21 protein-coding genes and 1 pseudogene are annotated in these 26,952 nt (G+C 55.0%); 10 read left to right on the plus strand and 12 right to left on the minus strand.

Going from position 1 to position 26,952, the window contains the following annotated elements; translation table 11 throughout:
• Together ACFE7X_RS18350 and ACFE7X_RS18355 are read right to left on the minus strand one after the other, a co-directional pair.
• Positions 1-279, minus strand: a 279-nt coding sequence (locus ACFE7X_RS18350; RefSeq protein WP_375437140.1) for a M16 family metallopeptidase, incomplete at its 3' end; no start/stop codon positions are given.
• A 186-nt stretch (positions 280-465) separates the two neighbouring features.
• On the minus strand, positions 466-1,548 hold the full coding sequence (locus ACFE7X_RS18355) for a glycosyltransferase family 9 protein (RefSeq protein ID WP_375437141.1): 1,083 nt from the start codon (positions 1,546-1,548) through the stop codon (positions 466-468).
• A 200-nt stretch (positions 1,549-1,748) separates the two neighbouring features.
• On the opposite strand from ACFE7X_RS18355, the gene ACFE7X_RS18360 reads away from it, so the two are divergent.
• The 3 genes from ACFE7X_RS18360 (at position 1,749) to ACFE7X_RS18370 (ending at position 6,706) form a co-directional block, all read left to right on the plus strand.
• The gene (locus tag ACFE7X_RS18360) at positions 1,749-3,044 is read left to right on the plus strand and encodes an aminopeptidase P N-terminal domain-containing protein (RefSeq protein ID WP_375437142.1); all 1,296 of its coding nucleotides are present in this window, start codon (positions 1,749-1,751) and stop codon (positions 3,042-3,044) included.
• Between the two features lie 334 nt (positions 3,045-3,378).
• Entirely contained in the window at positions 3,379-4,824 is a 1,446-nt protein-coding gene (locus ACFE7X_RS18365) for an OmpA family protein (RefSeq protein ID WP_375437143.1), read from the plus strand.
• A gap of 307 nt (positions 4,825-5,131) precedes the next feature.
• Complete coding sequence (locus tag ACFE7X_RS18370; RefSeq protein ID WP_375437144.1) at positions 5,132-6,706, plus strand: OmpA family protein; 1,575 nt, start codon at positions 5,132-5,134, stop codon at positions 6,704-6,706.
• Positions 6,707-7,137: 431 nt separating this feature from the next.
• Here ACFE7X_RS18370 and ACFE7X_RS18375 read toward each other — a convergent pair whose 3' ends face one another.
• From ACFE7X_RS18375 to ACFE7X_RS18400, 6 genes are all read right to left on the minus strand, one after another.
• The gene (locus ACFE7X_RS18375; RefSeq protein ID WP_375437145.1) at positions 7,138-7,686 is read right to left on the minus strand and encodes a DUF4252 domain-containing protein; all 549 of its coding nucleotides are present in this window, start codon (positions 7,684-7,686) and stop codon (positions 7,138-7,140) included.
• Positions 7,687-7,777: 91 nt separating this feature from the next.
• Complete coding sequence (locus tag ACFE7X_RS18380) at positions 7,778-9,364, minus strand: hypothetical protein (RefSeq protein ID WP_375437146.1); 1,587 nt, start codon at positions 9,362-9,364, stop codon at positions 7,778-7,780.
• Positions 9,365-9,552: 188 nt separating this feature from the next.
• Positions 9,553-9,963 (minus strand): EVE domain-containing protein, encoded by a 411-nt coding sequence (locus ACFE7X_RS18385; protein ID WP_375437147.1) that lies wholly within the window; start codon positions 9,961-9,963, stop codon positions 9,553-9,555.
• Between the two features lie 49 nt (positions 9,964-10,012).
• Positions 10,013-10,408: a hypothetical protein gene (locus ACFE7X_RS18390; protein WP_375437148.1), complete on the minus strand. Its 396-nt coding sequence runs from the start codon at positions 10,406-10,408 to the stop codon at positions 10,013-10,015.
• 50 nt (positions 10,409-10,458) lie between these two features.
• Positions 10,459-10,854 (minus strand): hypothetical protein, encoded by a 396-nt coding sequence (locus ACFE7X_RS18395; RefSeq protein ID WP_375437149.1) that lies wholly within the window; start codon positions 10,852-10,854, stop codon positions 10,459-10,461.
• A 73-nt stretch (positions 10,855-10,927) separates the two neighbouring features.
• The gene (locus ACFE7X_RS18400; RefSeq protein WP_375437150.1) at positions 10,928-11,323 is read right to left on the minus strand and encodes a hypothetical protein; all 396 of its coding nucleotides are present in this window, start codon (positions 11,321-11,323) and stop codon (positions 10,928-10,930) included.
• A 278-nt stretch (positions 11,324-11,601) separates the two neighbouring features.
• On the opposite strand from ACFE7X_RS18400, the gene ACFE7X_RS18405 reads away from it, so the two are divergent.
• The 4 genes from ACFE7X_RS18405 to ACFE7X_RS18420 all read left to right on the plus strand — a co-directional run bounded on the left by ACFE7X_RS18405 (position 11,602) and on the right by ACFE7X_RS18420 (position 15,570).
• Entirely contained in the window at positions 11,602-13,353 is a 1,752-nt protein-coding gene (locus ACFE7X_RS18405) for a helix-hairpin-helix domain-containing protein (RefSeq protein WP_375437151.1), read from the plus strand.
• A 132-nt stretch (positions 13,354-13,485) separates the two neighbouring features.
• Entirely contained in the window at positions 13,486-14,544 is a 1,059-nt protein-coding gene (locus ACFE7X_RS18410) for a glycosyltransferase family 9 protein (protein WP_375437152.1), read from the plus strand.
• A gap of 288 nt (positions 14,545-14,832) precedes the next feature.
• A complete protein-coding gene (locus tag ACFE7X_RS18415) occupies positions 14,833-15,294 on the plus strand; it encodes an OsmC family protein (RefSeq protein WP_375437153.1) in 462 nt (153 codons plus the stop codon).
• 12 nt (positions 15,295-15,306) lie between these two features.
• Positions 15,307-15,570, plus strand: a complete 264-nt coding sequence (locus ACFE7X_RS18420; RefSeq protein ID WP_375437154.1) for a UBP-type zinc finger domain-containing protein — start codon at positions 15,307-15,309, stop codon at positions 15,568-15,570.
• 447 nt (positions 15,571-16,017) lie between these two features.
• On the opposite strand, the gene serS is transcribed toward ACFE7X_RS18420, so the two are convergent.
• Positions 16,018-17,298, minus strand: a complete 1,281-nt coding sequence (gene serS / locus ACFE7X_RS18425) for a serine--tRNA ligase (protein ID WP_375437155.1) — start codon at positions 17,296-17,298, stop codon at positions 16,018-16,020.
• Between the two features lie 625 nt (positions 17,299-17,923).
• Between serS and rho the strand changes: the two genes are divergently transcribed.
• Together rho and ACFE7X_RS18435 are read left to right on the plus strand one after the other, a co-directional pair.
• Positions 17,924-20,275: a transcription termination factor Rho gene (gene rho, locus ACFE7X_RS18430; RefSeq protein ID WP_375437156.1), complete on the plus strand. Its 2,352-nt coding sequence runs from the start codon at positions 17,924-17,926 to the stop codon at positions 20,273-20,275.
• A gap of 148 nt (positions 20,276-20,423) precedes the next feature.
• The gene (locus ACFE7X_RS18435) at positions 20,424-21,083 is read left to right on the plus strand and encodes a DsbA family protein (protein WP_375437157.1); all 660 of its coding nucleotides are present in this window, start codon (positions 20,424-20,426) and stop codon (positions 21,081-21,083) included.
• Positions 21,084-21,127: 44 nt separating this feature from the next.
• Here the strand turns inward: ACFE7X_RS18435 and ACFE7X_RS18440 are convergent, their stop codons facing one another.
• Positions 21,128-22,177 (minus strand): LacI family DNA-binding transcriptional regulator, encoded by a 1,050-nt coding sequence (locus ACFE7X_RS18440; protein ID WP_375437158.1) that lies wholly within the window; start codon positions 22,175-22,177, stop codon positions 21,128-21,130.
• 219 nt (positions 22,178-22,396) lie between these two features.
• Positions 22,397-23,401 (minus strand): ROK family protein, encoded by a 1,005-nt coding sequence (locus ACFE7X_RS18445; RefSeq protein ID WP_375437159.1) that lies wholly within the window; start codon positions 23,399-23,401, stop codon positions 22,397-22,399.
• Between the two features lie 833 nt (positions 23,402-24,234).
• On the opposite strand from ACFE7X_RS18445, the gene ACFE7X_RS18450 reads away from it, so the two are divergent.
• Positions 24,235-26,166, plus strand: coding sequence for a hypothetical protein (locus ACFE7X_RS18450; RefSeq protein ID WP_375437160.1), 1,932 nt, complete (start codon positions 24,235-24,237; stop codon positions 26,164-26,166).
• Between the two features lie 218 nt (positions 26,167-26,384).
• On the opposite strand, the pseudogene ACFE7X_RS18455 reads toward ACFE7X_RS18450, so the two are convergent.
• Positions 26,385-26,952: pseudogene (locus ACFE7X_RS18455) on the minus strand (glycoside hydrolase family 27 protein); the annotation flags it as partial.

The raw sequence follows: 26,952 nt of genomic DNA on the forward strand, positions 1-26,952 counted from the left end.
GAGCAGGGAGGCGTAAAAGCAGATTTTCTCTTTGGTGGTGTAGGCGTTCAGCTCCCCGCCCACGGTTTCGAGGCGGTTGAGAATGTGGAAGCTTTTGCGCTTTTCAGTGCCTTTAAAAGCCATATGCTCCCAGAAGTGCGCCAAGCCTTGCTGGGCTGGCTTTTCGTCGCGGGAGCCAATGTCGAGCAGAAAGCCGAGGTGCGCAATTTTGGTGTGAATAACCTGCTTGTGCAACACCCGGATGCCATTGGGCAGCTCGTATAGGTCGTAATCAGACATCAAGATAAGGGCTTAGGAACGTTGGCACTCGGGTAGGAGCGCCGGTCTTGTATAACCAACAAGCTAGGCCATTGGGTTTCCAAGAAAGACAAAGGTACTGCCGGAAAGAGGCTCTAAACTACGCGCCCCAAGTTGTAAGCGAAATACTCTGCTCGCAATTCGAAACGTAACGCTTCTGGGCGCTGCTCAAGACAGGGCCAAGCTGCCCGCGCCTTGCTCAGGCGACGTCTCAACCGGACTGTTGCAGGCGGCGTGCAAGTCGGCTTCTGCCAGTACGGCCAGCAACTGCGCCGTTTCGATGCCGTGGGCGCAGTGAAAATGGTTGAGCGGACACTTTCGGTAGCCATGCAGCCCGCACGGCCGGCACCGTAAATTGCCCTGAATTTCCACTACCCGCGCAAACGGACTCAACGGCCCAAACCCGAAATAAGGCACGGTAGAGCAGTACACGGCGCAGGTAGGGGCGCCCACCGCCGAGCACAGGTGCATGGGCGCCGAGTCATTGACGTAGTTGAGTACTGCCCCGCGCATGAGGGCGGCGGAGGCCAACAAGGAAAGCTTACCCGCCAAGTTGACCATGTTGGACCGGTTACTGGCGCGTAGTAATTCTTCGCATGCGGCTACGTCGGGGGGGCCACCGAGCAAGTACACGCGGTAGTGGGTTGGCAACGCCGCCAGCAGCTTCACCCACTGCTCTTGCGGAAACTGCTTGGTAAACCATACCGAGGTGGGTGCAATGCACAGATACGGGCCGTGCGCCGCATAAGGTGCGGCCGTGGCTTCGTCGGTAGGAGAGGGGTAAAGCCGGGGTGGCACAACCGGGCCCTGATACTTGGCGTCGAGCAAGAGCAGGTTGCGCGACACCTCGTGCACACCGCCTTCTATGACATGGGGCAGCGCCCGCGTGAAACCGAAGGCGAACGGGTTTTTCTGAAAGCCGACCCGCTCTGGGGCACCCGAAAAAGCCGTTAAGAAGCCCGTGGAGGCAAAGCGCTGGAGCGTAATTACGCGGCCGTAACGGGCAGCCCTAACCTGCTGAAGTAGACGCCAAAGGCCCCGGTATTTGCTTTTTTTCTTGTCCCAGACCAGTACTTGGCGCACCTGCGGGTGGTGCTGCAACAAGCTTTCATTGCCTTTGCGTACCAGGAAATCAACGGGCGTATCGGGTTCGGTCTGGCGCAGGTGCTCCAACAAGGCACTGGCCAGAATTACGTCGCCGATAAAAGCAGTTTGAATGAGCAGAACAGCACCGGTAGGGGCAGTGGGCATACTAACACTAAAAAAGCTGAAGGTTAGTAAAAGTACAAAAGGTAGCAACAAAAGGTGCTGATACAAATTTAGAAAATCCTATACGACTGCCAACTGAGCGGCTTGCCAAGACCAGGAAATCAATTGGCACTCCAACCAAAATTCTAACTTGCGCCGGATGCGCCGTGGGTACGTCGTTTCTTTCCTTTTAAGTTCTGCTTATGCGCTACGGTTCGATTTCCCCCGAGCTTTTCATCCAGAATCGGCACAACTTCACCAAGCTGCTGCCGCCTGCTTCGTTGGCTATTTTCCACTCCAACGACATCCTGCCGACTAATGCCGACGGCACCATGGCCTTCCGCCAGAACAACGATCTGTTCTATCTCTCGGGCGTCGATCAGGAAGAAAGTATCCTCGTGCTCTTTCCCGATGCGGTGCTGCCCCAGTACCGAGAAATTCTTTTTCTGAAAGAAACCAGCGAGCATATTTTGGTTTGGGAAGGCTACAAGCTTACCAAAGACCAGGCCCGCGCCCAGTCAGGAGTGCCTACTATCCTATGGTTGGATTCGTTTAATGCGGTGCTGCCAGCCCTCATGAACGAGGCCGAAAACGTGTTCCTGAACACCAACGAGCACATCCGGGCAACGGTGGAAGCGGAAACCCGGGATGCGCGCTTTATCAAGAAAATTCGCGAAGCCTACCCGCTGCACACCTACCGCCGCGCCGCGCCGTTGCTGCACCAACTGCGCGCTATTAAGAGCGCCGAAGAAATCCGGCTGATGCAGCGTGCCGCCGACATCACCGAAAAAGCATTCCGCCGCTTGCTCGGCTTTGTGGAGCCCGGCGTGATGGAATACGAGATTGAAGCCGAGATTTTCCACGAGTTTCTACGCCACGGCTCCCGCGGCCCGGCCTACGGCAGCATTATCGCCTCCGGGGCCAATGCCTGCATTCTACATTACGTGAGCAACGACCGGGAGTGCCAGGACGGCGACGTGATGCTGCTCGACTTCGGGGCGGAATATGCCAACTACGCCGCCGATCTTTCGCGCTCCATCCCCGTCAATGGCACCTTCACCAAGCGTCAGCGCGACGTGTACGAGGCGGTGCTGCGGGTGATGAAGTTTGCCACTTCGCAGCTAATTGCTGGCAACCAAATCGAGGAATATCATGCGGCGGTGGGCCGCACCATGGAGCAAGAGCTTATCAAACTGGATTTGCTTGATGCCAGCGACGTGAAGAACCAAGACCCGGCCGCGCCGCTCTACAAGAAATACTTCATGCACGGCACTTCTCATTACTTAGGCCTCGATGTGCATGATGTAGGGGCGAAGTACCGGGTGTTCGAGCCGGGAATGGTGTATACCTGCGAGCCGGGCATCTATATTCGGGAAGAAGGTCTCGGCATTCGCCTCGAAAATGACATCCTGATTACGGCAGCTGGTAACCAAGATTTGATGAAAAACATCCCGTTAGAGGCCGACGATATCGAGCGATTGATGCGGGCAGCCCGCTGAGCAAGCTTCTAAAGCGAGATTTGAAAGGCCGTTTGGTAGCACTGAACGGCTTTTTTTTATGGATTTATTGAGGAAAAAAATAACATCTGAATGTTCAGGTTTTCTGGTGGGCAATATCGGCCTCTATTGCGTTGGTAGGCTGAAAATCAGGGGTAATAGCCTTAAAAAAAACGTTCCTAAAAAGGGGCTAAAACCGGTTGAAAAGCGCGCTTGCGTAGTGCATAAACCCATGGTGGTACAACTTTACTAAATGGGGAGAAGTATAGTAGGCAGTTTCTGGTACCAAGTCTCTCCCGACTCCCCAGAATAGTCCGTTCACTAATAACTCTCACCTATGAGACACCTGCTTACCATCAGCACAGCGCTGGGACTCACGCTGCTGGCGGCGGCCCCAAAAGCGCAGGCCCAAAGCGCCGACCGCAAAACGGCCATTAGCCTTTACGGCAGCGCCTACCAGTACAAGGGCAACTACGGCTCCGACTTCTGGAAGTGGGACCGTAACTTCTACGGCCCCGGCATTTCTATCAACCGCTACATCGCCCGCGGTTTTGATATCGGATTGCAGGCCGACTACGCCGAGCTTAAGAGCGAAGCGCTCGGCGGTTCGACTTACTTCACCAACAACATCGTCAACATCGCTCTGCCCCTCAAGCTGAAGCTGGCGGTGAAAGAGGATGCTGTGATCCAGCCGTACTTGTCGATAGCGCCTGGCCTAACGCTGACTAGCTTGGAAGGCAGCTACAACAACGTAGTGCTCAACGGTGACGACCGGCACTTCTCGCTGAAAGGCGCCGCTGGTATCAACTTCCAGGTAAGTGATGCAATCGGCATCTTTGTGCAGACGGCACAGGTGGTACCATTCGGCGCTAATATCGATGGGGTGCCAACCCGCGACGAAGACAGCTTCGATGACCGGTATTTGCAGCATTCCGCTGGCCTGACCATTGGCTTTGGTAAACCGAAAGACGAAGACGGCGATGGTGTTCCGGACCGCAAAGACAAGTGCCCTGCCACGCCTGCCGGCGTAGCGGTAGACCCAACGGGTTGCCCACTTGACGGCGACAAGGACGGTGTTCCAGATTACCAAGATAAGTGCCCAACCGAAGCTGGTACGGCTGCTCTCGAAGGCTGCCCTGACAAAGACGGCGACGGTGTACGTGATTCGGAAGACGAGTGCCCCGACCAGGCTGGTACGGCTGCTTTGAAAGGCTGCCCAGATGCTGACGGTGACGGTGTAGCCGATAAGAACGATAAGTGCCCTGATACCCCAGCCGGCACGCAAGTAGACGCCACAGGTTGCCCACTCGTAGTTGACGCTGACGGTGACGGTGTAGTAGACGCTCAGGATACTTGCCCGAACACCCCAGCCGGTACTCGTGTAGATGCCAATGGTTGCCCGCTGACGATTGACCCAGCTGTGCAGAAACTGGAGCAGCCAATCCGCTTCCAGACCAACAGCACGGTTATCACGACCAGCTCGTATCCGAAGCTGAACAAAATGATCCAGGCGCTGAAAGATCACCCTGAGTACAGCATCCGGGTAGTCGGCCACGCTGACAGCCGCGGCACTGACGAGTACAACCAGGCTCTGTCGGAGCGTCGTGCTAACTCGGTGAAGCGCTACTTCACAGGCAAGCAGGTTGATCCAACCCGCGTGGTGACGGAAGGACGTGGCGAAAGTGAGCCAGCCGCTCCGAACACTTCGAAATCCAACATGTCGCAGAACCGCCGTGTAGACTTCAAGTTCGAGTTCTTCATCCCGACTCAGCCCCAGCCATAAGGCTGGAATGAGTTGCCATAGAAAAGCGGCGGGCCATCTGGTCCGCCGCTTTTTTTGTGCCTAGTGCCTCTTTCTCAGGCGTAAGGAAGAAACTCTTTACTCAAAAAAGATTTCATATATAGAAAATGCCCTTGCAGATCAAGGAGTTAGAGAGTAATAAGGGAAAACTTGGTACTAAAATTAGATTGTTGTAAAAAAAACTTCAACAGCAAACCACAACCTTAAATAACCTGAACAGGTATAGGAGGCTGCTTTAGAAGCCCAATACTATCGCCTTAGCTTAGTTTCTTTTATATTTCATTTTACCATGAGAAATCTTTTACCAGCAGGCGCTCTGCTCGGATTTACGCTGCTGGCAGCGGCTCCGAAAGCGCAGGCCCAAAGTGCCGACCACAAAACGGCCATTAGCCTTTATGGTAGCGCCTATCAATACAGGGGCAACTATGGCACCGACTTCTGGAAATGGTCCCGGAACTTCTATGGTCCTGGCATCTCCATCAACCGCTACCTTGCCCCAGGCTTTGATTTAGGCTTACAGGCCGATTATGTAGAGTTGAAAAGTGAGGCGCTTGGCGGTTCCACATACTTCACCAACAACTTGGTGAATATTGCGCTGCCCCTTAAGTTCAAGCTCAACAATGGCTGGGCATTGAAAGAAGATGCTGTGATTCAGCCCTATCTATCATTGGCACCTGGGCTGACTTTGACCAGCCTAGAAGGCAGCTACAACAATGTGGTGCTCAATGGCGACAGACGCTATTTCTCGCTGAAAGGCGCCGCTGGCATCAACTTCCGCCTCAGCGATGCAGTAGGCATCTTCGTGCAGACGGCGCAGGTGGTTCCTTTCAGCGCCAACATTGACGGGGTGCCAACTCGCGACGAGGACAGCTTCGATGACCGGTATTTGCAGCACACGGCCGGCCTGACCATTGGCTTTGGTAAAGCGAAAGACGAAGACGGCGACGGGGTATCCGACCGCAAAGACAAGTGCCCTGCCACGCCTACGGGCGTAGCGGTAGACCTGACCGGTTGCCCACTCGATGGCGACAAAGACGGGGTACCTGATTACCAAGATAAATGCCCAACCGAAGCGGGCTTGGCCACTCTGGAAGGTTGCCCCGACAAAGATGGTGATGGTGTGCGCGACGGCGACGACAAGTGCCCTGACACCCCTGGTAAGGCAGAATTGCAAGGGTGCCCTGATGCCGATGGTGACGGTGTAATCGATTCGGCCGACAAGTGCCCTAACACCCCAGCCGGTACGCAAGTAGACGCCAACGGCTGCCCGCTCGACCGTGACAGCGACGGTGTGCCTGACTTCCAAGACCGTTGCCCCGATCGGGCTGGTCCGGCCTCGAACCGTGGCTGCCCCGAAATGAAGGTGGAAGAAAAGCAGAAGCTTCAGGAAGCCACCAAATTCATTCAGTTCGAGTTCAACAAAGCCACGCTGAAAACCTCGTCTTACCCCACGCTTGATGGCCTGGTAGAACTGCTGAACGCTTATCCAGACTACAACTTGGGCATTTCGGCCCATGCTGATGACAAGGGCGATGATAATTACAACCTGCGCCTATCAGACGAGCGGGCTGCCTCGGCCCGGACTTATATGCTAAGCAAAGGCATGCCGACTAGCCGTATTGTGTCGCATGGCTATGGAGAAAGCAAACCCATTGCCGATAATGCTACCGAAGCAGGCCGTGCCCTCAACCGCCGCGTGGAATTCGACGTGTACCTGCCCGACGACCCGAACCCAGCCGAAACCAAATATGGTCCGGCTCCGGAAATTCCGGCTGCTCCGGTAAAGGCCACGCCAAAAGCACCAGTGAAGAAAGCACCGGCCCGCAAGGCTCCCGTCCGGAAAGCTGCTCCGCGTAAAAAGTAAAGAAAGCCGCGCGGTTCAAGGTCGCGCTGCCAATGTGAAAGGCCTGCTCTCATGAGAGCAGGCCTTTTTTGTGGTAGAAGCTGTTTGAGTTATTGTTTTGGCCGCCAGCAAAGTAGAAGTGCTTACTAGCGTCTCGTCGTTGAACGAAACCAGGTCTTGCGACCCAGCCGACGAGACGCTAGGAAGCGTCTCTGCATCCTGCCGACAGTTTTTCGTTGACTTATAATAGCTTCTTGCAGCTGAGGTGGTCAATCACTGCTCTTCTATGAGCGGACTATTGTGGTGGTGCGACACTTGGGGTTAGCGTACAGCATTCTGTGCGTCAAGCAAATGAGGTCGGGAGTGGGCAACAGTAGTATCACCGAAAAGCAAAACGGCCGCTCCATGCAGGAGCGGCCGTTTTGCTTTTCGGGTGACTGAAACGTGAAGCGCTATTTGGTCATATCCGCCACGTTGGGCAGGATTTTGATGAGTTGGTCGAGTTGGGCTTGGGTGAAGTTGCCGCCGATGGACATGAGCATAAACGAGTCGGGGACGCCGGACACGCTGCTGGTGGCTACTACTTCGCTTATTCGGTCGCCCTGCTTGCGGGTGGCGTAGCGCACGTTGCTGTCGGGGGAAGTGGTCAGCGGCGTATACTTTTCGTTGGCCAGCAAGCCATTTACTTCGCTTACTAAGCCATCGGCTACCAGTTTTTGGGCGCTGTTGCTGGTTGGGGCGAAGGTGAGCACCTTGAAGCTACGGACAGACGCTAGTGCCTGCGTGAGGTCGGTGCCGCCACCCAGACTGCCCAGGCGCCCCAGTAGCAACCGGGTCGTGAGGCCCGCATTCCAGTCGGTAGCTTTGAAGCCGGAGCGTGACTCATATTTGTTGAAGAACTCGGACACAGTACGAGCCGGCCGGCCGGGACCAGCAGAGCGGCAACCTGCCAGTAATAACAGTACCACCAAGGGCACCCAGGTCAGCAAACGAAATTTCATATAAGGAGAAAAAGGTGAGTGATGGTCCTATACGGGGACGACAGGCGAAGGTGGCAGTAAACAGACCAACCCGTTGCGCTTTGTACTGGACTCACTCAAACCCGATAACATTCACGAAGAACACTTCCCGGTTAGGTGCTTTTTCAGTGCGGATGTTCTGGTAGCCAAAAGCCAGGAACCGGCTGCCATACCACGCAACCAGCCCTTCCTGACTGGTACTGGTGGCTTTTTCCTTTACAGTGGGCAAGGCCGTCGTTTGCAGATCTACATGCAAATCGTTGGGGGAAGGAGTGGTATGGTCGATGACCTTGTAGTTGAATTTGTCTTCGTCGAGGTAGGCAATAGCTACCCGCTGTCCGTCGGGGAGGGGGCGCAAGCGCACCGTTTCTGTTAAGCTGTTGCTGTACACGTCTTTGAGGACGAACGTATTGTCCCAGAGTAGATTACCGCGCTTGTCGAAGCCGCATACCAGCGCGTGGGTGATGCGGTAGCCCTCGGCCTGCCGGCTGCCGCCGTACCAGTTAGAGGTATTGTAGCCCCCGTAGCGGTAGGGGCTATACGGCAAATAAGCCCCCCCGAAGGGACTATAGGCGTTTTGGCGGTACTGCGGGTAGTAGACTTCAGCCACCATCACGTAGCCATCCTGAAACGGTATCAGGTCATGAATCAGGGTGCGGTAGCGTAGCCGCAACACCCGGTCGGTGGCGCGGTATTTTTCGCTCCGTTGCCGAAGCCGGGCGGCCCGGGTTGGGCTCATGAAGTCGAAGAAGTGCTTGAGATTGGCAAAATCATAGAACCGCAACGAGCGGCGCGAGCCGGTGGGCGTTACGCCTGCCGAAAGGTCGGCGGCAAACAAGCCCTGCGAATAGCGGGCGTCGCGCAGAGTGTAAGTGCCCGCCAGTAGCCGTCCGCTAGCCGAGTCGCTGGCAGGGCTTATCTGGGCCGAAATAAGGCCCCGTTCGCTTTCAGCTTGCACAAATTCCGAGCGCAGCAATTTGCCTTGCGCTGAGAGCTGCTTTAGTTGCAGCCGCGTCTTGAACCCGTTGGTTTGGCTTAAGACAAATTCGGCCCGCCGAGCTGCCGAATCGGCCAGAAACGAGAGTTGAGCGGGCAGCGGCTCGTATACCGAAGGCAGAAACTGATACTTGTTGGCGGCCAGATCCAGCAGCAAAATCGTTAGGTGATTGTCAACCAGCACCGATACAAACAGGTTGCCGTCCAGGGCTTTCAAGTCGTAGATGCTGCGCGCGAGCTTGGTATCGAAGGTGTAGGTGCGCACCCGGCCGCTGGTGCCGTCCACGGCCGCTACGTACAAGCGGTGCTCCACCGCTTCGGACTGGAATAGCGCGTACGCATTCGTTCCTTCGCCGCAAAGCTGCCGAAACTCGAACTCCCGGGGTATTTCCACCACTTTAAGCCACTGGGGCTGCAAACGGTAGTTGTACTTTTGTAGCTCGTAGCTGGTATTCTTGCGCCCCAGCAGTGATTCTTTATCTATTAGCAGGAGCAGGCTACTGTCTTGGGGCAGCGGTAGCACCTGCACATCACTGGTATACACTTCCAATGGCAATTCCATCCGCAAGCCCTGCACGGGCGTGGGAGGAGCCGGTTGTGCTAGTCCGAACCGGGCAAACCCGCCTACAAGTAAAATGCAGAGGTAAGAATATACGTATTTCATAACCAGGGCCAGATGCCCGCCTCAGCATCTATGCTTGGGTAAGATACGGGAAGTACTGAATTAGGTGAAGTTGTGGAGCCAGGAAATAGTCGAGAATGAACTGACCACATGATGAGAAGGTAAATTCAACACTCTGTCCGTGCAGATGCAACTGAAATTTGCTGCGCACAAGTTCACTGCCCCTTCGTTCATGCTTCTCCCAATTCCAGAATAGCATCAAATTCCTCGGCTTTCAACGGCATTACCGATAGCCGGGACTGACGCAACAGGCCAATCTGGCGTAAACGCTCGTCTTGCTTGATGGCCGCTAGCGTTACGGGCTGCGTTAGGGGCTGGCAGGGTTTGAGGTGCACGGCCACCCAGGCACTACCCGCTTCGGCGGTGGCATCGGGTGCGGCCGGGTGGGCTACTTCGGCTATGCCCACTACCTGCTTGCCGGTTACGCTATGATAATACAAGACCAAGTCGCGGGGCTGCATTTGTTGCAGGAAGTTGCGGGCCTGGAAGTTACGGACGCCGGTCCATTCGGTGCCGCCGTCACGGGTGAAATCCGCCCAAGAGTAAGCAGCGGGTTCTGATTTAACGAGCCAATAGTTCATACGGCGCAAGCTACTACCGAATGCGCTCGGGTTGAAATCAGGATGGCTATTAGGGGGTTCTGCGCGCCTTCAATGAGTTGGTTTGCACCGAGTAAATCAGAATACCAAACGCGGAATACCGGCTGTCGTCCGGCTGAATGCGAAATGTATTGTCGTCTTCCGTGCTCCAGGTGCCAGGAATAGTTAGCAACTCATCGGCGGGGCCTTGGGTGTAGTACAGGAAGCGGCCGTCCTTCTCGAACCGAAATCCATCGATACCCCAGCCTACGGGTTCAAAAGTGCCTTCGGGCTGATAGACATACGCTCCGGAAGCATCCTGCTGCCGCGTATTGTACCAGCTTTTGCCGAACAGGGCATCGGGTGCCGTTACGTCACTGTCCTTCTTGCAACTGCTGAGAAAGAGGATAACGAGAAAAAAAGAGGCAAGTAGGTGTGGAAGGCGCATAGTAGAGTAGGTAAAGGCAAGGCCCCAATAGCTAATAGAGGGGTAGCTTCTTAGTACAGGTATCTTACTTCTAAAACGTCATTTTTCAGAGAAATTATATGTAATTTATAATTTACATCTTTTTGGCCATCAAAAGAAACGAGGAGCGTATTATCACTGAAGATGGTCCATTTGCCTTTTTGAGACCCTATACCATCGATGGGGGCAATGCTGAGCTGGGTAAACACGCCGTCGGAATCACAGGAAAAACCGGTGCGGCCACGGGAAGGAGGAAATGCATAGGTTTCTGGCCGGTAAACCCGCACGTCGCCTTGGTCTTCTTCGTAGGCATGCAGCCAAGTATGGCCTATAAAACCATCAGGTAGTGAAGCAGTATCGTCTTTCTTGCAACTGCCGAGCAGAAGGGTAAGCAGAAAAAACAGCGAGAGAAAATAAGGGTAGCGCATAAGAAGGTTGGTTATACAAAAAAGGACTCCTGAACACACAGGAGTCCTTTCAGGCGTGTAAGGTTGCAGAAGGCTAGGGCTCAATTCGGCGCACTTTTAGCACATCCTTATCTACCGACACGATTTCCAGCTTGTAGTCAGGATCTTTTTTATCGTCGAGGGAAATCCGTAGCGTGTGGTCGTTTTCGGCGGTCCACTTGCCTTTGCGGTCTTCGAGGCCATCGGGGGGGGCAATGTCGAGCTGCGTGAAGAGGCCGCTATGGTCGAAGGAAAAGCCGGTGCGGCCGCGGGAAGGCGGAAACGCATACGTATTGGGCCGATACACCCGCACGTCGCCTTGGTCTTCTTCGTGGGCATGCAGCCAAGTGCGTTCCAGTTGTTTCATGTGGATGGCGGTTTCGGCGCCAGGTTGGCAGGTGGCGGCCAGTAGCAGCACGCTCAAACAAGCCAACAAAGTGAACAGACGCATATTTCGGGGAAGTTTATAGTTCCTGGGTTCAGTTTCTTGTTGAACGTGCTTCCCAGATTCCGCGTCTAAAATGGCGGAAGAATCTGGGCTATTTGTACTTCCACGTCATCCAGGAAGTTTATCCTGCGTTGAAGTAGCACAACTTGCCGTTAGCTGCCACGCAACGAATGTAAGAAATCGGCAACGGCAGGGCTTTGTTCCGCTTACGCTGTCTACCCCCAACCGACTACCATTCCTCCTCAATCAACAATCAGCCACTAGAAACTACCTTTGTTGCTATGGACAACCGCGCCCTCACGCGTGCTTTCCGGCTGGCCGCCCAACTGCTGGAACTGCACGACGAAAATCCTTTCAAAATCCGGGCCTACGAAGGTACGGCCAGTGCCCTCGAAGCGTTGAGCTTTCCGGTGGCCAATGTAGAACGCCACGGCCTGCCCGACCGCACTGGCCTGAGCAAAACCGCCGCCGCCCGCGTGGCCGAAATGCTGGATACTGGCACCTTCGAGGAACTGACGCGCTTGCTCGCCGCCACGCCACCCGGCGTAGTGGAACTGCTGAGCGTAAAAGGCATTGGCCCCAAGAAGATTCGGGCGCTCTGGAAGGAACTCGGCATCGAAAGCCCCCAGCAACTGCGCGAAGCCGCCGAAAACGACCAGGTAAGCAAGCTTAAAGGCTTCGGGCAGAAAACGCAGCAAACCATCCTCGAAGCCCTAGAATTCTCGGCTCAGAGCAGTGGCAAACTGCTGTATCCGCAAGCCGAGGAACTAGCCAACGACCTGCGGGAGCGGCTGCAAGAAGCGCTGTTCACCGAGCAAGTAGCGGTGGTAGGGGAGGTGCGCCGCCGGCTGGAAACTATTGAAGCGGTGGCACTGGTAGCGGCCACCACGCAACCCACCAAAGCGCACGCCTTACTCAACCAACTCGAAGGTCTTACGCCCGACCCACTACGCTCCGGTCCGTTTGCGTGGCGGGGCACGGCCACGGCGTCGGGCGTGAAAGTGGAAGTGCTGCTGGTAGGTAAAGAAGATTTCACCAACCAAGTGTTCCTGCATTCAGCCGCCGAAACCCATCTTTCGGAGGCGCTTACCGACACGCCAGCGGGGCAACCGGCTACGCTGCGGCAACTGCTGTACCGGGAGCGGTTCTATCAGGAAGCTGCCATCTACGAGAAGGCCGGCCTGCAATACGTAGAGCCCGAAATGCGCGAAGGTCTCGGCGAGCTAGCCTTGGCCAAAGCGCACCAACTGCCCAAACTGCTCGAAGACTCCGACCTGCGCGGCTCACTGCACAACCACAGCAACTACTCCGACGGCAGCCACAGCCTGCGCGAAATGGCCACCTTCCTGCAAGGCCAAGGCTACGAGTACCTCGGTATTTGCGACCATTCGCAGGCCGCGCACTATGCTAATGGGCTGAGCGTGGAGCGAGTGCGCCAGCAGCAGCGCGAAATCGAGGAGCTAAACCAGGAGTTGGCGCCGTTCCGCATCTTCAAAGGCATCGAATCTGATATTCTCTCCGATGGTGCGCTCGACTACCCGCCCGCTGTGCTCGAAACCTTTGATTTCATAGTGGCCTCGGTGCACAGCAACCTGCGCATGGACGAGAGCAAAGCCACCACGCGCGTGTTACGGGCCATCGAAAACCCGTATTGCACCATGCTCGGGCACCCCACGGGCCGCCTGTTGCTGCGCCGCGAGGGGTATCCCCTCGACCACAAAGCCATCATCGACGCCTGCGCCAAACACCAGGTTATTATCGAAATCAATGCCAACCCCTGGCGCCTCGACCTGGACTGGCGCTGGGTGCACTACGCGTTAGAGCAGGGTGTGCAACTCAGCATCAACCCCGACGCGCACCATACCAACGGCTATGCCGATATGCGCTACGGCGTGTTTATGGGCCGAAAAGGAGGCCTGACCAAGGACATGACGTTCAATGCCAAATCGGTAGGCGAAGTGGCCGACTATTTTGCCCGGCGCAAAGCCGATATCAAGCCGCCTCTGGAGTTCAAGGATTCCTTATTTGGGTGATTTTGTTTGAAGAGCTACAGGCAGCGAGTCAGGGCTAGGAATTGGGAGAAAAGCAAACGGCACAACGTTCTGTCTCCCGATTCTTAGCTCTTAGTTTTCTAGCTCCGGCCTCCCAGCTCCCGTATTCTCCTTATGAAAATTCTGATTCTGCGCTTTTCCTCTATCGGTGATATTGTGCTGACAACGCCCGTTATCCGGGCCGTGAAACAACAAGTGCCGGGGGCAATTGTGCATTACTGTACCAAACCCGCCCACCGAAGCTTCCTTGAGCCCAACCCGTACCTCGACAAGGTGCATTACCTCACGGGCACATTGAAGGAACTGGTGGCCGAGTTGAAAACAGAGCAGTTCGATTTCGTCGTTGACTTGCACCACAACCTGCGCACCACCATGCTCAAAGCTATGCTGGGGGTGAAGTCGGCTAGCTTCGACAAGCTGAACCTGCGCAAGTGGCTGCTCGTGCAGTTCAAAATCAGTACGATGCCCCGCGTCCATATCGTGGACCGTTATTTGGCCGCGGCAGCGCAACTCGGGGTAAAGAATGACGGAAAGGGCCTCGACTATTTCATTCCGGAAGCCGACGAGGTAGATTTAGCAACGTTGCCGTTCGGCTTTCAGCGCGGGTACGTGGCGTTTGCTATTGGAGCGCAGCACGCTACCAAACGCCTGCCCGTGGAGCGCATTATCGAGCTATGTGGCCAGCTGCGGCGCCCGGTGGTACTGCTCGGTGGCCCCGAGGATGAAAGCACTGGCCATGTAGTGGAACTGGCCTTCGAGAAGCAAGCCGCTACTTCGCCACCTGCCCCGGCACGTATTCCTGATAGCCCTTACTACTTTCCTACTACTTCGGCAGCTGCCGCACAAACCACCATTTACAACGCCTGCGGCCGGTATTCCCTCAACCAGTCGGCTTCGTTGGTGCGGCAAGCGCAGTTAGTAGTCAGCCACGATACCGGCCTGATGCACATTGCCGCCGCTTTCCGCAAAGAAATATTCAGCGTGTGGGGCAACACGGTGCCTGAGTTCGGCATGTATCCGTATCGCACCGAGTTCAGGGTGCTCGAGGTGCGAGGACTACCGTGCCGCCCATGCTCAAAAATCGGCTACGAAAAGTGCCCGCAAGGCCACTTTCGCTGCATGCGCGACATCAAGTTTGACTTAGACCTGCCGCAACCGCAGGACGGGCGTTAAATGAAAAGAGAAGGTGAGGGCGGTGATGCGCAGCGCTTCTGGAAAACTTGAAACCCAAAGTCTTGCTGTGTCTCCGACGGCCTGCTGCCTGTTTGATACGGGCTGCCTGTGTCACACATGACCAAGCAGCCCTTTTCTATGAAATAGAAGGCTTGTAAAGCCGCAAACACACAGGGATATTGTACCTTTTAGAGGCAACACCAACACGGCCGTTGTGCGCAAGTCAACTGCGGCTTCAAGTGAACAGCCACTCAAATAGCAACATCATCTAGCCTTCGGGCCCACCCTATGACAGACGCGCCCGACAAATCAGTGCTAGTAAAAGTAGGTCAGGAGGCACTGCTGGCCGATGTGCAGGCCGGCCACCACACATGGGTAATAGACGAACCCGTAGCGGTTGGCGGCCAAGACCGTGGCCCCACGCCCTACGACTTGCTGCTCTCGGCACTAGGCGCCTGCACGGCCATCACCCTGCGCCTCTACGCCACCCAGAAGAAGTGGCCGCTTGAAGGCATTGAGGTGCGGCTGCGTCATCAGCGCGTCCACCGCCAAGACTGCGACAAGTGCGAAACGCCGGGCGAGATGCTAGAAGAAGTGCAGAAGGAACTGCGCCTGATCGGTCCGCTCACCGAAGAGCAGCGCCAGCGGCTAGAGCTTATTTCCCAAAAATGCCCGGTGCAGAAAACCCTGATGAGCGGCCTGCGCATCGTCACCAACTTAGTGCCTGCCGACCAACCATTAGCCACCTAAACAAACCCCGCCATGGCTATTTGCACTCATCTATCAGCTCTGGAAACCCTGGTTCCGGCCGCCGAATATGCCTGCCCCGAATGCATAGCCCTCGGTGATACTTGGGTGCATCTGCGCGTCTGCCAGACCTGTGGCCACGTTGGCTGCTGCGACTCTTCCAAAAACAAGCACGCCACCAAGCATTTCCGGGCTACCGAGCACCCCGTTGTCATCTCCGCTGAGCCTGGCGAGCAATGGGCCTGGTGCTATGCAGATGACCAAATGGCGGAGTACTAGCTCGTGAAAACGCTATGGTGCTAGCGTGTCAGCAGAAAATACCGATGCTAGAGCCAAAGGAAGTAGCGTTGATCCAGAAAGCTTAAGAACGTGAAATCCAAATCGTTGAAGAAGCTCGTCAACGGGACAATCTTTAGCATTGATCTTACGAGCTCAGGACAACAGTTTCGGCTAATGCTGGAAATGCAGTGCCTATTAACTGGGTTCGTGGAGACAAACCCTAGTGCAGTAATGCACTGTGAGGTAGCGCGGTATGGCCCGTCTTGCTCGCGGTGTACCAAACCCCTGCGTACGCCAAAAGCACGTTTTGCGCTGCCTGTGGCTTCAGCCAGGAAGAGGTAAGTGCCGATTCTTTGCCGCTGCCGCAACGCCGACCAGGACTCTTTACATGAAACGGCCCGCTCAAATCATTTCGAGCGGGCCGTTTGTATTGTAGGAACGCAGTATTCAGCCAATCTTGCTGAACCCGCAATACGAGTGCAGCACCTCTGGCAAATGAATGCTGCCGTCTTCCAGTTGGTTGTTTTCCAGCAGAGCGGCCACAATGCGAGGCAGGGCCAAAGCTGAGCCGTTGAGTGTGTGCAAAAGCTGAGTTTTAGCTCCCTCTTCGGGGCGGTAGCGCAGCTTAAGGCGGTTGGCCTGGTAAGTTTCGAAGTTGCTGGCCGAACTAACTTCCAACCATCGGCCCTGGGCCGCGCTCCACACTTCCAGGTCGTAGGTGAGGGCGGAAGTGAAGCCCATGTCGCCGCCGCAAAGGCGTAGCACACGGTAAGGTAGCTCCAGCTTCTGGAGTAAGTTTTCGATATGAGCTACCATTTCTTCGAGGATGGTATAGCTCTGCTCAGGCAAAGCAATCTGCACGATTTCCACCTTGTCGAACTGGTGCAAGCGGTTGAGGCCGCGCACATCGGCGCCCCACGAGCCGGCTTCGCGGCGGAAGCAGGGCGTGTAGCCTACATTGCGGATGGGCAACTTATCCACCGCCACAATTTCGTCGCGGTAGAGGTTGGTAATGGGTACCTCGGCTGTTGGAATTAGGTAAAGGTTGTCTTGCGCGTCGTGGTACATCTGGCCTTCTTTGTCGGGCAGTTGGCCGGTGCCGTAGCCCGAGGCCTCGTTTACCAGAATCGGAGGCTGCACTTCGTCGTAGCCAGCATTGCGGGCTTCGTCCAGGAAAAAGTTGATCAGGGCACGCTGCAAGCGGGCGCCTTGCTTCTTATAAACCGGAAAGCCGGCGCCGGTAATCTTGTTGCCAAGCTCGAAATCAATGATGTCGTGCTTCTTGATTAGGTCCCAATGCGGCTGGGCGGTAGCAGGCAGCTGCGGTATTTCACCTACTTCCCGTACCACTTGGTTATCTTGAGCGGAGCGACCTTCGGGCACGCTGCTGTGGGGCAGGTTCGGGAGCTTATAGAGCGTTTGCTGCAACGCAATTTCCACCTGCGTCAGCTCGTCGGCGTGGGCTTTAGTTTGCTGCTTGAGTTCGGCGGTGCGCCCCTTTAGAGTTTCGGCACCGGCTTTGTCACCGGCTTTCATCAGGCCGCCAATTTGCCGGGCCAACTCGTTGGCTTCAGCTTGCGCCGCATCGTGAGCAGTTTGTAGGTCTTTGCGGCGTTGGTCGAGGCTGAGGATTGCTTGGACGTCAGCTTCCGCCGTTTTGTAATGTTTCTTGGCCAGGCCGGCCAGCACCTGCTCGGGGTGCTCTTTGAGAACGGAAACTTGCAGCATAAGGCAGAAAACACAGATGAAGATCGGCGTAAAAATAGACCCTAGATTTCGCAGATTAAATGCTTCGCGTAGATTACGCTAAATTCAGCTAACCAATCGCCCACTAAGCTGCGTAAACAAGGAAACTAGCAGCCTAGGGCAGAAAGAGGCAAGCTGCTAGAGCAAAGCGAATAAAAGTTTGTATCGATATAAACCGACTTTGATTCGACGCTCTAGTAATTTTCAGTTCGTATGGGGAGTGGGTTCAGAAGCTGCATCGCAGTACTGCTGAGTTTATTTACATCCGCCATCAACCTAAATTTCAACGATATCGGCATCCATGACTAATTTTTCTCCGTAAAGGAGCTTATTCTGCAAAATATGCGTTCCGATTTGGCAGTTCATCTGTATTAGATTAACATTGCGCTAACAAGTCGGCAGCTGATGTCGGGTTCTCGGTAGTTTTATAACGTCCGGCCCGCGGTTATTTTCCAGCGCTACTCCCGTTATCACTCCCTCAGTTTAGTCCTGAAATCCCCGTGCTGTATGCCGCCCTTGCGGCTTCGAGGTATTGCCCGACGTTGTTGGCAATGTACCACTGTTGGTTGTGCTTCCGCTTTTGATTTTTTCTCCCCTCATTGCCTCTATGTACACTATTGAAGAGTTGAAGGACCGTCTGCTTTCCGACTTAAAGGAAATTGCAGAAGAACTCAACGTCGGTAATTTTAAGAAGCTCAGCAAGCAGGATCTGATATATAAGATTCTTGATCAGCAAGCCGTTATTCCCGCCGATAAGCTCCCTCCCAAGATCAAGCCCAGCGGCAAAGCACGTTTGGAGCAGCCGTTCTCTGATGTAGCCGTGGCAGATGAGCCACTTGTGGCAACCCCCGAAGTGGCCAACCAAGTGGTAGCCGCCGTGCGCGCTGTGGCACCGGCTCGTACTGCAGCGCCTGCTCGTACTGCGGCTCCCGCCCGCCCAGCGGCCCCAGCTCGCAGTGCCCGCACCAAGGCTCCGGTAGCGGAGACAGTGGCCGTTGCGCCCATTGCAACTCCCGCCGCAGAGGCTCCAGCAGTTGTGGAGGCCCCTCCAGTACCAGAGGCACCTGCTGCCGTGGAAGCGCCAGAAGCACCAACCGCCGTAGCACCCGCTGAAGTGGCAGCGCCAGCATCCGAGACGCCTGCCGAGCGTCCTATTAAAGCTTTTCAGCGACCAGAACGCCGCCCCCGCGAAGCTACAGGCCGTGGTAATCGAGCTGCGGCCCCCGACGCGCCAGTTGAAGCACCCGAGGCACCTTCCGCTAACGACACTCCCCTAGAGGCGGCCGTAGATAAAGCACCGTTTTTACCGCCGGCGGCAGTTGAAGTAACGCCAGATGCTCCCGAAGCCTCCACTGCCCCCGACGCGCCGGTTGCACCCGTAGCACCGCCGACACCGCGTATTTTCCGGCCCGAGCAAAACGGTAGTGCCCCGCGCCCACCACGCGACCAGCCCCGCGAGCGGGAGTTCCGTGGTGACCGGGACCAAAACCAGACTCCCCGTGACTTACGCGGCGACCAGTCCCGTGAAACCCGGCCGGTAGTATCGCCCGACGTGGCGCGCAACGGCGACGGCCGGAGCGCCGATGGCGTCCGCGACATGCGCGATTTTCGGAATGAGCCCCGCACGAGTGACCAGCCACCGCGCGACCAGAACCGACTGCCCCGCGACCCACAGGCGCCCCGCGAGCCCCGTGACTTACAGGGTCGCCCGGACCGGGAGCAGCGCCGTGAAGACCGTTATGCAGCGCGTGAGTTGCAGCGCCAGCAGCGCCAGGAGGCAAATGGCCAGGCGCGCCCCGAAAGCAACGGCCAGCCGCAACCGCCCCGCCCCCGCAATGATTTCGACATCACTATTCCGGGGGAAGGCACTTTGGAAATGATGCCCGATGGCGGTTATGGCTTCCTGCGCAGCCCGTTCTACAATTACATGTCTTCGCCCGATGACATTTATGTGGCCCCGGCTCAGGTGAAGCAGTTTTCGTTGAAAGCCGGCGACACCGTGAAGTGCACTATCCGGCCACCCCGCGAAGGCGAGAAATATTATGCCCTAGTTGGAGCAGACAGCATTAACGGCCGGGCCATGGAAGAAGCCCGCGACCGGGTGCCGTTCAATAGCCTCACCCCCTTGTTTCCGGAGGAGCGGCTGAAGCTCACCACAAAGTCGGGTCTGTATAGCACCCGGATTCTAGACTTGTTTGCCCCCATCGGTAAAGGGCAGCGCGGGTTGATTGTGGCGCAACCCAAAACCGGTAAAACGGTGCTGTTACAGGAAATAGCCAACGCCATTTCCGAAAACCATCCGGAGGTGTACCTCATGATTTTGCTGATTGATGAGCGCCCGGAGGAAGTAACGGACATGACCCGCTCGGTGAAAGCCGAGGTGCTCAGCTCCACCTTTGATGAAACTCCCGACCGGCACGTAAAAATCACGAGCATTGCGCTGGACAAGGCGAAACGCTTGGTGGAGTGCGGCCACGACGTGGTGATTCTGCTCGATTCCATTACCCGTTTGGCGCGCGCTTACAACGCCGTGCAGCCTGCTTCTGGTAAGATCCTGTCGGGTGGTGTGGATGCCAACGCGCTGCACAAACCCAAGCGCTTCTTCGGGGCAGCTCGGAACGTGGAAGACGGTGGTTCGCTGACCATTATTGCCACAGCCCTCATCGAAACTGGCTCCAAGATGGACGAGGTTATCTTCGAGGAGTTCAAGGGCACGGGCAACATGGAACTGCAATTGGACCGCAAACTGGCCAACAAACGCATCTTCCCCGCCATCGACGTACCCGCATCAGGCACGCGCCGCGAAGACTTGCTGATGAGCAAGGACGAGTTAAGCCGTATTTGGGTGTTGCGTAAATTCATGGCCGACATGACGCCTTCGGAAGCAATGGAGTTTTTGAAGGACCGCATGAAAGGCACCAGAGACAACCTGGAATTCTTGGTGTCCATGAACGGCTAGTTCCGAACTAATAACTTAAACGACCTGCAAGACCGTTATGCTGCGCTTGCCGAAACATGGTGCTAGTATAGTAATCAACTGATATTACTACACTGGCAAGATGCTTTGGTAAGCGCAGCATAACGGTCTTTTTATTGCTTGCCTCACCATGCTACAACCTGACGCTGCCTCCGACCAACCTGAATTGCTTTACATTTTCGACCCATTGTGCGGCTGGTGCTATGGTATGAGCTTAGTACTACAGCGGGTGCAGCAAGAGTTTGCTGATCAAGTGGCTGTGTCGGTGCTGTGCGGCGGTATGGTGATAGGCGAGCGGGTAGAGCCGATTGGCGAAGCCTGGGGCTACATCAGTGGTGCGTTGCAGCAAGTGGAAAAAGTAACGGGCGTAGAATTCGGCGAAGCTTTTCGGGCGCTAGGGGAGGAGGGAAGTTATGTACAGGATTCCGAGCCCCCAAGTTGGGCCATCAATGCGTTCCGTCAACTCAACCAAGCTCAAACAGCTAGCTTCGCGCATGCCATCCAGTATGCGCATTTCCACGACGGCGCTAACTTAAACGAACCTCAAACCTACGTTCCGCTGGTAATAGCCAACGGTGTAGATGGCGCTGAGTTTTTGCGTCGCCTCACACTGCCCGAAACGGCAACAGCTACTCGACAGGAATTTGCGGCTGTAGCTAAAATTGGAGTACAAGGTTTCCCAACGGTAATTTTGCGCGTAGGCCACCAAGGCTACGTTCTGACTCGTGGCTATCAGCCTTACGACACGTTTGCAGACTCTCTACGGCAGGCTTTAGAGCAAACGCAATAACTATTTATTTTAAGCCATGCACTGGCTACTATCAAGGACACCACTCATTTAGCAACTCCAAGCACTTTCACTTCGCCGCGGACGGACGATTGGCGGATAATGAGTGAAGTTGGCAGCACAACAGTTTGATAAGTGGTCGTGTGCTTATCGGTGCGGTGTTTGAGTTCGTCCAGGAGAATATCGATGACGTTCTTGGCAATGCTTTCCACTGGCTGCGCAATAACGGTAATGGCAGGCGTGTAGAGGCGAAACAAGTCGTGGTCGTCGTAAGAGACAATGGCCAAGTCTTCGGGAATTCGCAATTTTTGCTGCCCGATTACTTCAAGCCCGTAAATGCTTAAGTAGTTGGTAGAGAAGATAATGGCGTCACAGTCTCGGTTCTCCCGGATGAAGGTGTGGATATCTGCTAGAATGTTCTCGGGGCTAGCCGTGTCTACACGCTTTATTCGTTGGGGCCGCTCATGTTCTTGCAACGCGCGCGCGTATCCTTCTAGGCGCTCTTCCATCTGCGTCTGCTTGGAGTCGGTCGTGATGAAGGCTATACTGGTGAAGCCTTGTTCAAGTAAATGTTGAGTGGCCTCATAAGTGCCTTTGGCTCCGTCTACCACAATGTAGTTGGTGGGTAGTTCGGGTAGGTATCGGTCGAAGAGCACGACGGGAATATGCTCGTGCAAGATGGTACTTATTTGGTCTTCAAGGCCTTTGGGTGGCACAATAATATAGCCGTCGACGTGCCGGTCCTGAAACATGGAAATCAGTTCTCGGGCCTTACTTGTGTCGTTGTCTGTACTGCAATAAATGATGCGGTAACCCCGCTCGAAAGCCTGCTTCTCAATTAGCCACGCAACAGTAGCAAAAAAGGGGTTGGAAATGTCTTCCACTACGAGGCCAATAACGTGCGTTTTGCCGGTGCGCAAGCTCTTGGCCAGGTGGTTCGGCTTGTAGCCTACTTCCTCGACGTAGGCTAGTACCCGTTGTGCCAAGGCATCACTAATACGGCTCTGCTTGGCTTTGCCGTTGAGCACAAGAGAGACTGTCGCAATTGATACCTCTAGGTGACGAGCAATGTCGTGGATCAATGTCCGCTTTTTCACCTTACTGCTCATGTTGGGATACTGCTGGTAGATAGCTCAAAAGTAAAACAATTACGCACAGCAGGGTTTCAATCAATATCATAGAATGTCGCCGCCGCATTTATCTCATATTCGGTATGGTATCCCTACCTCTCCTGCACCCGAAAAGCACCCGTAAATAATAAAAGCGCCCTACTGTGCAGTTTCTGTACACTGTAGGGCGCTTCTCACTTGTTGATGTTAGGCAACCAAATAAGCTGCCCCAAACACTCCCGCGCTGTCACCTAGCAAAGGTTTCACGACGGGAGCCGCGAAATGATGATCGATGATGTGCTGCCCGATGTTGGCTACGCCGGCGGTATAGATTTCCGAGATATTGCCCACTCCACCCCCAATTACAATCACTTCCGGGTCGAGCACGTTCACTACGGCACTTAGTGCTAGGCCAAAATAGTGCGTAAGTCGATCTAAGGTTTGCACGGCCGCTAGGTCAGTGCCAGCAGTAGCGCGCTGCATTATTTCCTTTAATGCCAGCTTCTCGCCGCTCTTTTCAGTGTAAAATCGTTCCAGGGCTGGACCAGCCAGGATGCTTTCAATGCAGCCCGTTTTACCGCAGAAGCAAATTGTGCCCTCTTTTTCACTTAAGTAGTTGTGGCCCCACTCACCGGCAATTCCGTGGAAGCCTTCCACTACCTGCCCATTCACGATTAATCCACCGCCCACGCCAGTGCCCAGGATTATACCAAATACCACTCGTGCGCCAGGATATTTCTGCTTAACTATTCCCAAACGCGTTTCAGACAAAGCAAAGCAGTTGGCATCGTTGGCAATAAAAACTTGCTGGTTCAGCAACTGCTCTAAATCCGCTTTCAAGGGGCGCCCGTTCAGGGCCGTGGTGTTGCAATTCTTCATCAGCCCCGACTGCGGAATCATAGTGCCTGGGGTGCCAATGCCAATCTTGTCGGGACGGCAGCCCGCGGCTTGCTCCATGCGCTCCACCAACAACTGAACTTGCTTGAGCATGTGTTCGTAGCCTTGGCTAGCCTCGGTGGGCACCCGGTCGCGAAACAGCACTTCCGGCTCCGCCGCCGACCGCAAAATCACTCCCTCAATTTTGGTCCCGCCCAAGTCCAGGCCCCATAGATTCTGGTTTTGGTTGAAGTGGTTTATCGTACGCGCACTCGGCACAACAGAGGGCGGCTGCTTTGTGGATGGTGTGGAGGCTATAGTGGTAAAATCGCTCATGTTGTCGGCGCTATGGTAAAAAGTCGTCACTCTTGGCTGGAGTGTTCGACCGGCGGTATGTCAGTTTATTGCTTTTATGTCTGTAGGATGAAAGCGGGCTCAAACGGAAATAAAGGAGCGCGGCAAGAGGCTCATCAATCGATTGTGTTAATTAAGGCTTACAAAAGCTACGGCCATCTCGGTCCTTCCATCTGAAAGCAGAGGCATTTGGCAACTAAACTTTTCTGCTTGATACTTCTCTGCTCGCCAAAATCAACAGCTATTTCAGTGGTTGCTAAAACCTATTTGCAAGCTAATATGGCAGTTTTTGTTAGCAAAAGCATTCATTTTGTTGAAAGGTTAGCTGTATAGCTCAGGATTATCTACTCAACGTCTCAACTCCTGCCCGCTACACTCCTGCTCTTTTAATTAACCGTTTGCATAAGATGCTTGAAGGCTTTTGTAGTACTACTGCCCGGCGTTGCTATCGTCTCCACTACTGAAGCTAGTTGTTAGATCTATTACAACACATAGCACTCAGGCATTTCAATTCCTTGGTTTGAGGCCGTCGACTTCCTTGGTTTCTGCGCAAATATCTTCTAGGCGAATTGCTAAAAGCTTTTAGCTTTGTATAGCAAGTAGGAGGCATATTTAACTCACCAACGCCTTTTCTCGGGCTGGGTTGGTTTCAAACTTATTTAGTTAAGGCAAATACTACTTCCTGCTCGCTACGTTTTTCTTGCCTTTCAACGGCCATTATAACTCTCCAACTTCCACCCTACTCTCGTTTCATGTCAGAAAGTACTACCTGCCACTGGCGAAAAAGGCTACGTTATTTGATAACAAGCGCCCTATTGTGCACCGCATTTGTGTCGCAAGTGTATGGGCAGGCTGAAGTAACACCCTGGGGCAACGTATTAGGTATGCGGGTGCAAGGGCAGTTGTTGGAGTTTGAAACCAGTTTGCGTACGGTAGGACCTAACTGGGCCCGCCGGGCAGCTACGGGTAAAGAGCGACAAAGGCCTGGCTATAAGCGTGATGGCACAAAGCACGTAATTACTACACTCGTTGATAGCGTCGCGTTTACGGAAACAGTGGAAGATACGGCCCCCGGCCAAGCCAACGTAACAGTAGCGCTGCAAGCCTTAACCAATCGGGAGCTACAGGGGGCTTATTTCGTGCTGGCTGTGCCTCGCGACTCATACGGTGCCGGAACAGTGGAATTTTTGGATGCTACAGGGCAGGCAGTAACTCGGCAGGCTCTCAACAGCCAAACGGTTGATGTAGAGGCGCTGGTGAGCCGGTTGCGCATAATGGCCCCCACGCGGCAAGTGGAAATTACGCTTTCTGAGCCCGCTACGGTGGTGCTAAAGTTGCAACCTGCCGATGCTAAAACCTTCCAGTTCTACGTGCCAATTCAGGCGGGCAGCTTAACGAAGGGGCAAACTGCTCGGAAGACCTTCAGCTTGAGCGCCACCGGTGAAATCGACCGTAACCCCGTTCAACTGACGCTGAATCCAACACAACCAGGCCGCCCGTTTGAGGGGTTTGGAGGTAATTTTCGGCTGCAAAATCCCAAAACTGACCCGCAGGTTATCGACTATTCGCTGAAAAACCTGCGGGTGGCTTGGGGTCGTGTCGAGATGCCTTGGCAGCGCTGGCACCCCGAGCAGGCAACCGACCCGAGCGCTGCGGCTCGGCAAGGACAGCTTCATCCGCATGTGCGCGAGTCAATGGAGATGGCGCAACGCCTGAGCAAACAAGGCATGCCAGTTATTGTGACGGCTTGGTCGGCACCGAACTGGGCTATTGTGGGCTCGCCGGCCTCAGGCAATGGGCCAGGTCCGGATGGGGTTTGGGGCAACCCGCTCAATCCAGCGGTCCTACCTGCCAGTTACAAATCCATTGCCGATTATCTGATCTATTTGAGAGAGCAATATGGCGTAGAAGCCGCCATGTTCTCGTTCAACGAATCAGACCTGGGCATCAACATTCGCCAAACAGGGCAGGAGCACGCCGAACTCATCAAAGGGCTGGGCGCCTACTTCGTTTCGCGCGGCTTGAAAACCAAGCTGCTGCTCGGCGACAATTCCGACGCTACCACCTACAACTTTATTTATCCGGCCATGCAGGACCCGGCGGCCCGGCCTTATATAGGTGCCGTGTCGTTTCACTCGTGGCGGGGCTGGGAAACCGAAACGCTGCAAAAGTGGGCAGAGGCGGCTACCACGCTGCAACTACCACTCATTGTGGGCGAGGGCAGCACCGACGCACAGGCATGGAGCTATCCGGCCGTATTCGAGGAGGAAAGTTACGCCTTAGAAGAAATCAACCTCTACACCCGCTTACTTGGTATTTGTCAGCCAGCCACCATCTTGCAATGGCAGCTCACCGCCGACTATTCGCCGCTAGTAGGAGGTGGTATTTTCGGCAACAACTCGCCACTGCACCCTACGCAGCGGTTCTGGAACCTGAAGCAGCTAGCCGCTACTCCCGCTGGCTTAGCGGCTTTGCCCCTCACCGTCGACCAACCTAATGTAGTAGGTGCCGCGCTTGGAAACGCTACCCAGGGGCAGTACGCGTTTCACTTAGTTAATAACGGAGCTACCCGCCCGGTGACACTTACGGGCCTGCCTACCAAGCTTCGCAAGCTCTACACTTACACCACCGACCGAAACCGAGCCGTGCAGAAAGGTCGCCGCGTGAAGGTCAACCGTCAAGGTCAGGCGCGTTTCACCCTTGATAGCCGCAGCTACACCACATTAGTGAGCAAGAAGCTTAAATAGTGACCCCGGAAATGGTACACGAAGGCGGAGTTCTAGCTTCCACATACAAACTGGAAACTAGAACTCCGCCTTGTTCATTCGGGCGTTTCGGGTGCGTTAGCTAGGACCCTGCCTCGCGTGTTTAGGGCTACTTCCAACGTAACTAGACTTAAGACTTACAACAAAGGCCGCCCCTGATACAGGGAGCGGCCTTTATAAAGTACGCGCACAGCTGAGTGCTACCTGTTTAGTACTAGCAGAATGGCGTCGTGCGAAGGAACCGTGCCATTGAAGGCTTTTTTGGTGGTACTCATATCCTTTTTAGCCCACACGTTGCGAATCTTGTAGGTGGTAGTGCCAGCATTTAGCTCTGCTTTCGACAAGTCGTCGACTATGGGGGTGGCTTTCCAATCGAAGCTGACTGCTTGGGGCCGCTTGCTGCGGTTGAGGAACGTAACGGCCCATTTTCCGTCGGCTAGAGGCTTCAGCCAAGTTTCCAGGCTGTCTTTGACGCTGTGTTTGAAGCCTTGCACACCCATCTTATCCTGATTGATGGCAATAACTTCCTTGTTGGTTAGGATATCGGACGTCTCCTTTTTCATCGAGCGAATATCGTTGCCCGTAATCAGAGGGGCAGCCAGCATGCTCCACATCGTGAAGTGAGCCCGGTCCTCGTTCGCGACCATGCCGTTGCCGACTTCCAGCATGTCGGGGTCGTTCCAGTGACCGGGGCCGGCATACTTCCGCAGGCCATCCTGCTTGTCCATGATCTGCATGACACCCCACGACTTCCACGTGCCGTGGTCC

The organism is uncultured Hymenobacter sp., assembly GCF_964242765.1.
GTDB lineage: Bacteria > Bacteroidota > Bacteroidia > Cytophagales > Hymenobacteraceae > Hymenobacter.

What these genes read in the sequence shown, in the direction of transcription:
- ACFE7X_RS18400 (WP_375437150.1), bottom strand. Translation starts at nt 11,323, where the DNA reads ATGCGTCTGTTCACTTTGTTGGCTTGTTTGAGCGTGCTGCTACTGGCC.
- ACFE7X_RS18395 (WP_375437149.1), bottom strand. Translation starts at nt 10,854, where the DNA reads ATGCGCTACCCTTATTTTCTCTCGCTGTTTTTTCTGCTTACCCTTCTG.
- ACFE7X_RS18380 (WP_375437146.1), bottom strand. Translation starts at nt 9,364, where the DNA reads ATGAAATACGTATATTCTTACCTCTGCATTTTACTTGTAGGCGGGTTT.
- ACFE7X_RS18410 (WP_375437152.1), top strand. Translation starts at nt 13,486, where the DNA reads ATGAAAATTCTGATTCTGCGCTTTTCCTCTATCGGTGATATTGTGCTG.
- ACFE7X_RS18360 (WP_375437142.1), top strand. Translation starts at nt 1,749, where the DNA reads ATGCGCTACGGTTCGATTTCCCCCGAGCTTTTCATCCAGAATCGGCAC.
- ACFE7X_RS18365 (WP_375437143.1), top strand. Translation starts at nt 3,379, where the DNA reads ATGAGACACCTGCTTACCATCAGCACAGCGCTGGGACTCACGCTGCTG.
- ACFE7X_RS18385 (WP_375437147.1), bottom strand. Translation starts at nt 9,963, where the DNA reads ATGAACTATTGGCTCGTTAAATCAGAACCCGCTGCTTACTCTTGGGCG.
- ACFE7X_RS18435 (WP_375437157.1), top strand. Translation starts at nt 20,424, where the DNA reads ATGCTACAACCTGACGCTGCCTCCGACCAACCTGAATTGCTTTACATT.
- ACFE7X_RS18405 (WP_375437151.1), top strand. Translation starts at nt 11,602, where the DNA reads ATGGACAACCGCGCCCTCACGCGTGCTTTCCGGCTGGCCGCCCAACTG.
- ACFE7X_RS18370 (WP_375437144.1), top strand. Translation starts at nt 5,132, where the DNA reads ATGAGAAATCTTTTACCAGCAGGCGCTCTGCTCGGATTTACGCTGCTG.
- ACFE7X_RS18390 (WP_375437148.1), bottom strand. Translation starts at nt 10,408, where the DNA reads ATGCGCCTTCCACACCTACTTGCCTCTTTTTTTCTCGTTATCCTCTTT.
- rho (WP_375437156.1), top strand. Translation starts at nt 17,924, where the DNA reads ATGTACACTATTGAAGAGTTGAAGGACCGTCTGCTTTCCGACTTAAAG.
- ACFE7X_RS18445 (WP_375437159.1), bottom strand. Translation starts at nt 23,401, where the DNA reads ATGAGCGATTTTACCACTATAGCCTCCACACCATCCACAAAGCAGCCG.
- ACFE7X_RS18355 (WP_375437141.1), bottom strand. Translation starts at nt 1,548, where the DNA reads ATGCCCACTGCCCCTACCGGTGCTGTTCTGCTCATTCAAACTGCTTTT.
- serS (WP_375437155.1), bottom strand. Translation starts at nt 17,298, where the DNA reads ATGCTGCAAGTTTCCGTTCTCAAAGAGCACCCCGAGCAGGTGCTGGCC.
- ACFE7X_RS18375 (WP_375437145.1), bottom strand. Translation starts at nt 7,686, where the DNA reads ATGAAATTTCGTTTGCTGACCTGGGTGCCCTTGGTGGTACTGTTATTA.
- ACFE7X_RS18415 (WP_375437153.1), top strand. Translation starts at nt 14,833, where the DNA reads ATGACAGACGCGCCCGACAAATCAGTGCTAGTAAAAGTAGGTCAGGAG.
- ACFE7X_RS18420 (WP_375437154.1), top strand. Translation starts at nt 15,307, where the DNA reads ATGGCTATTTGCACTCATCTATCAGCTCTGGAAACCCTGGTTCCGGCC.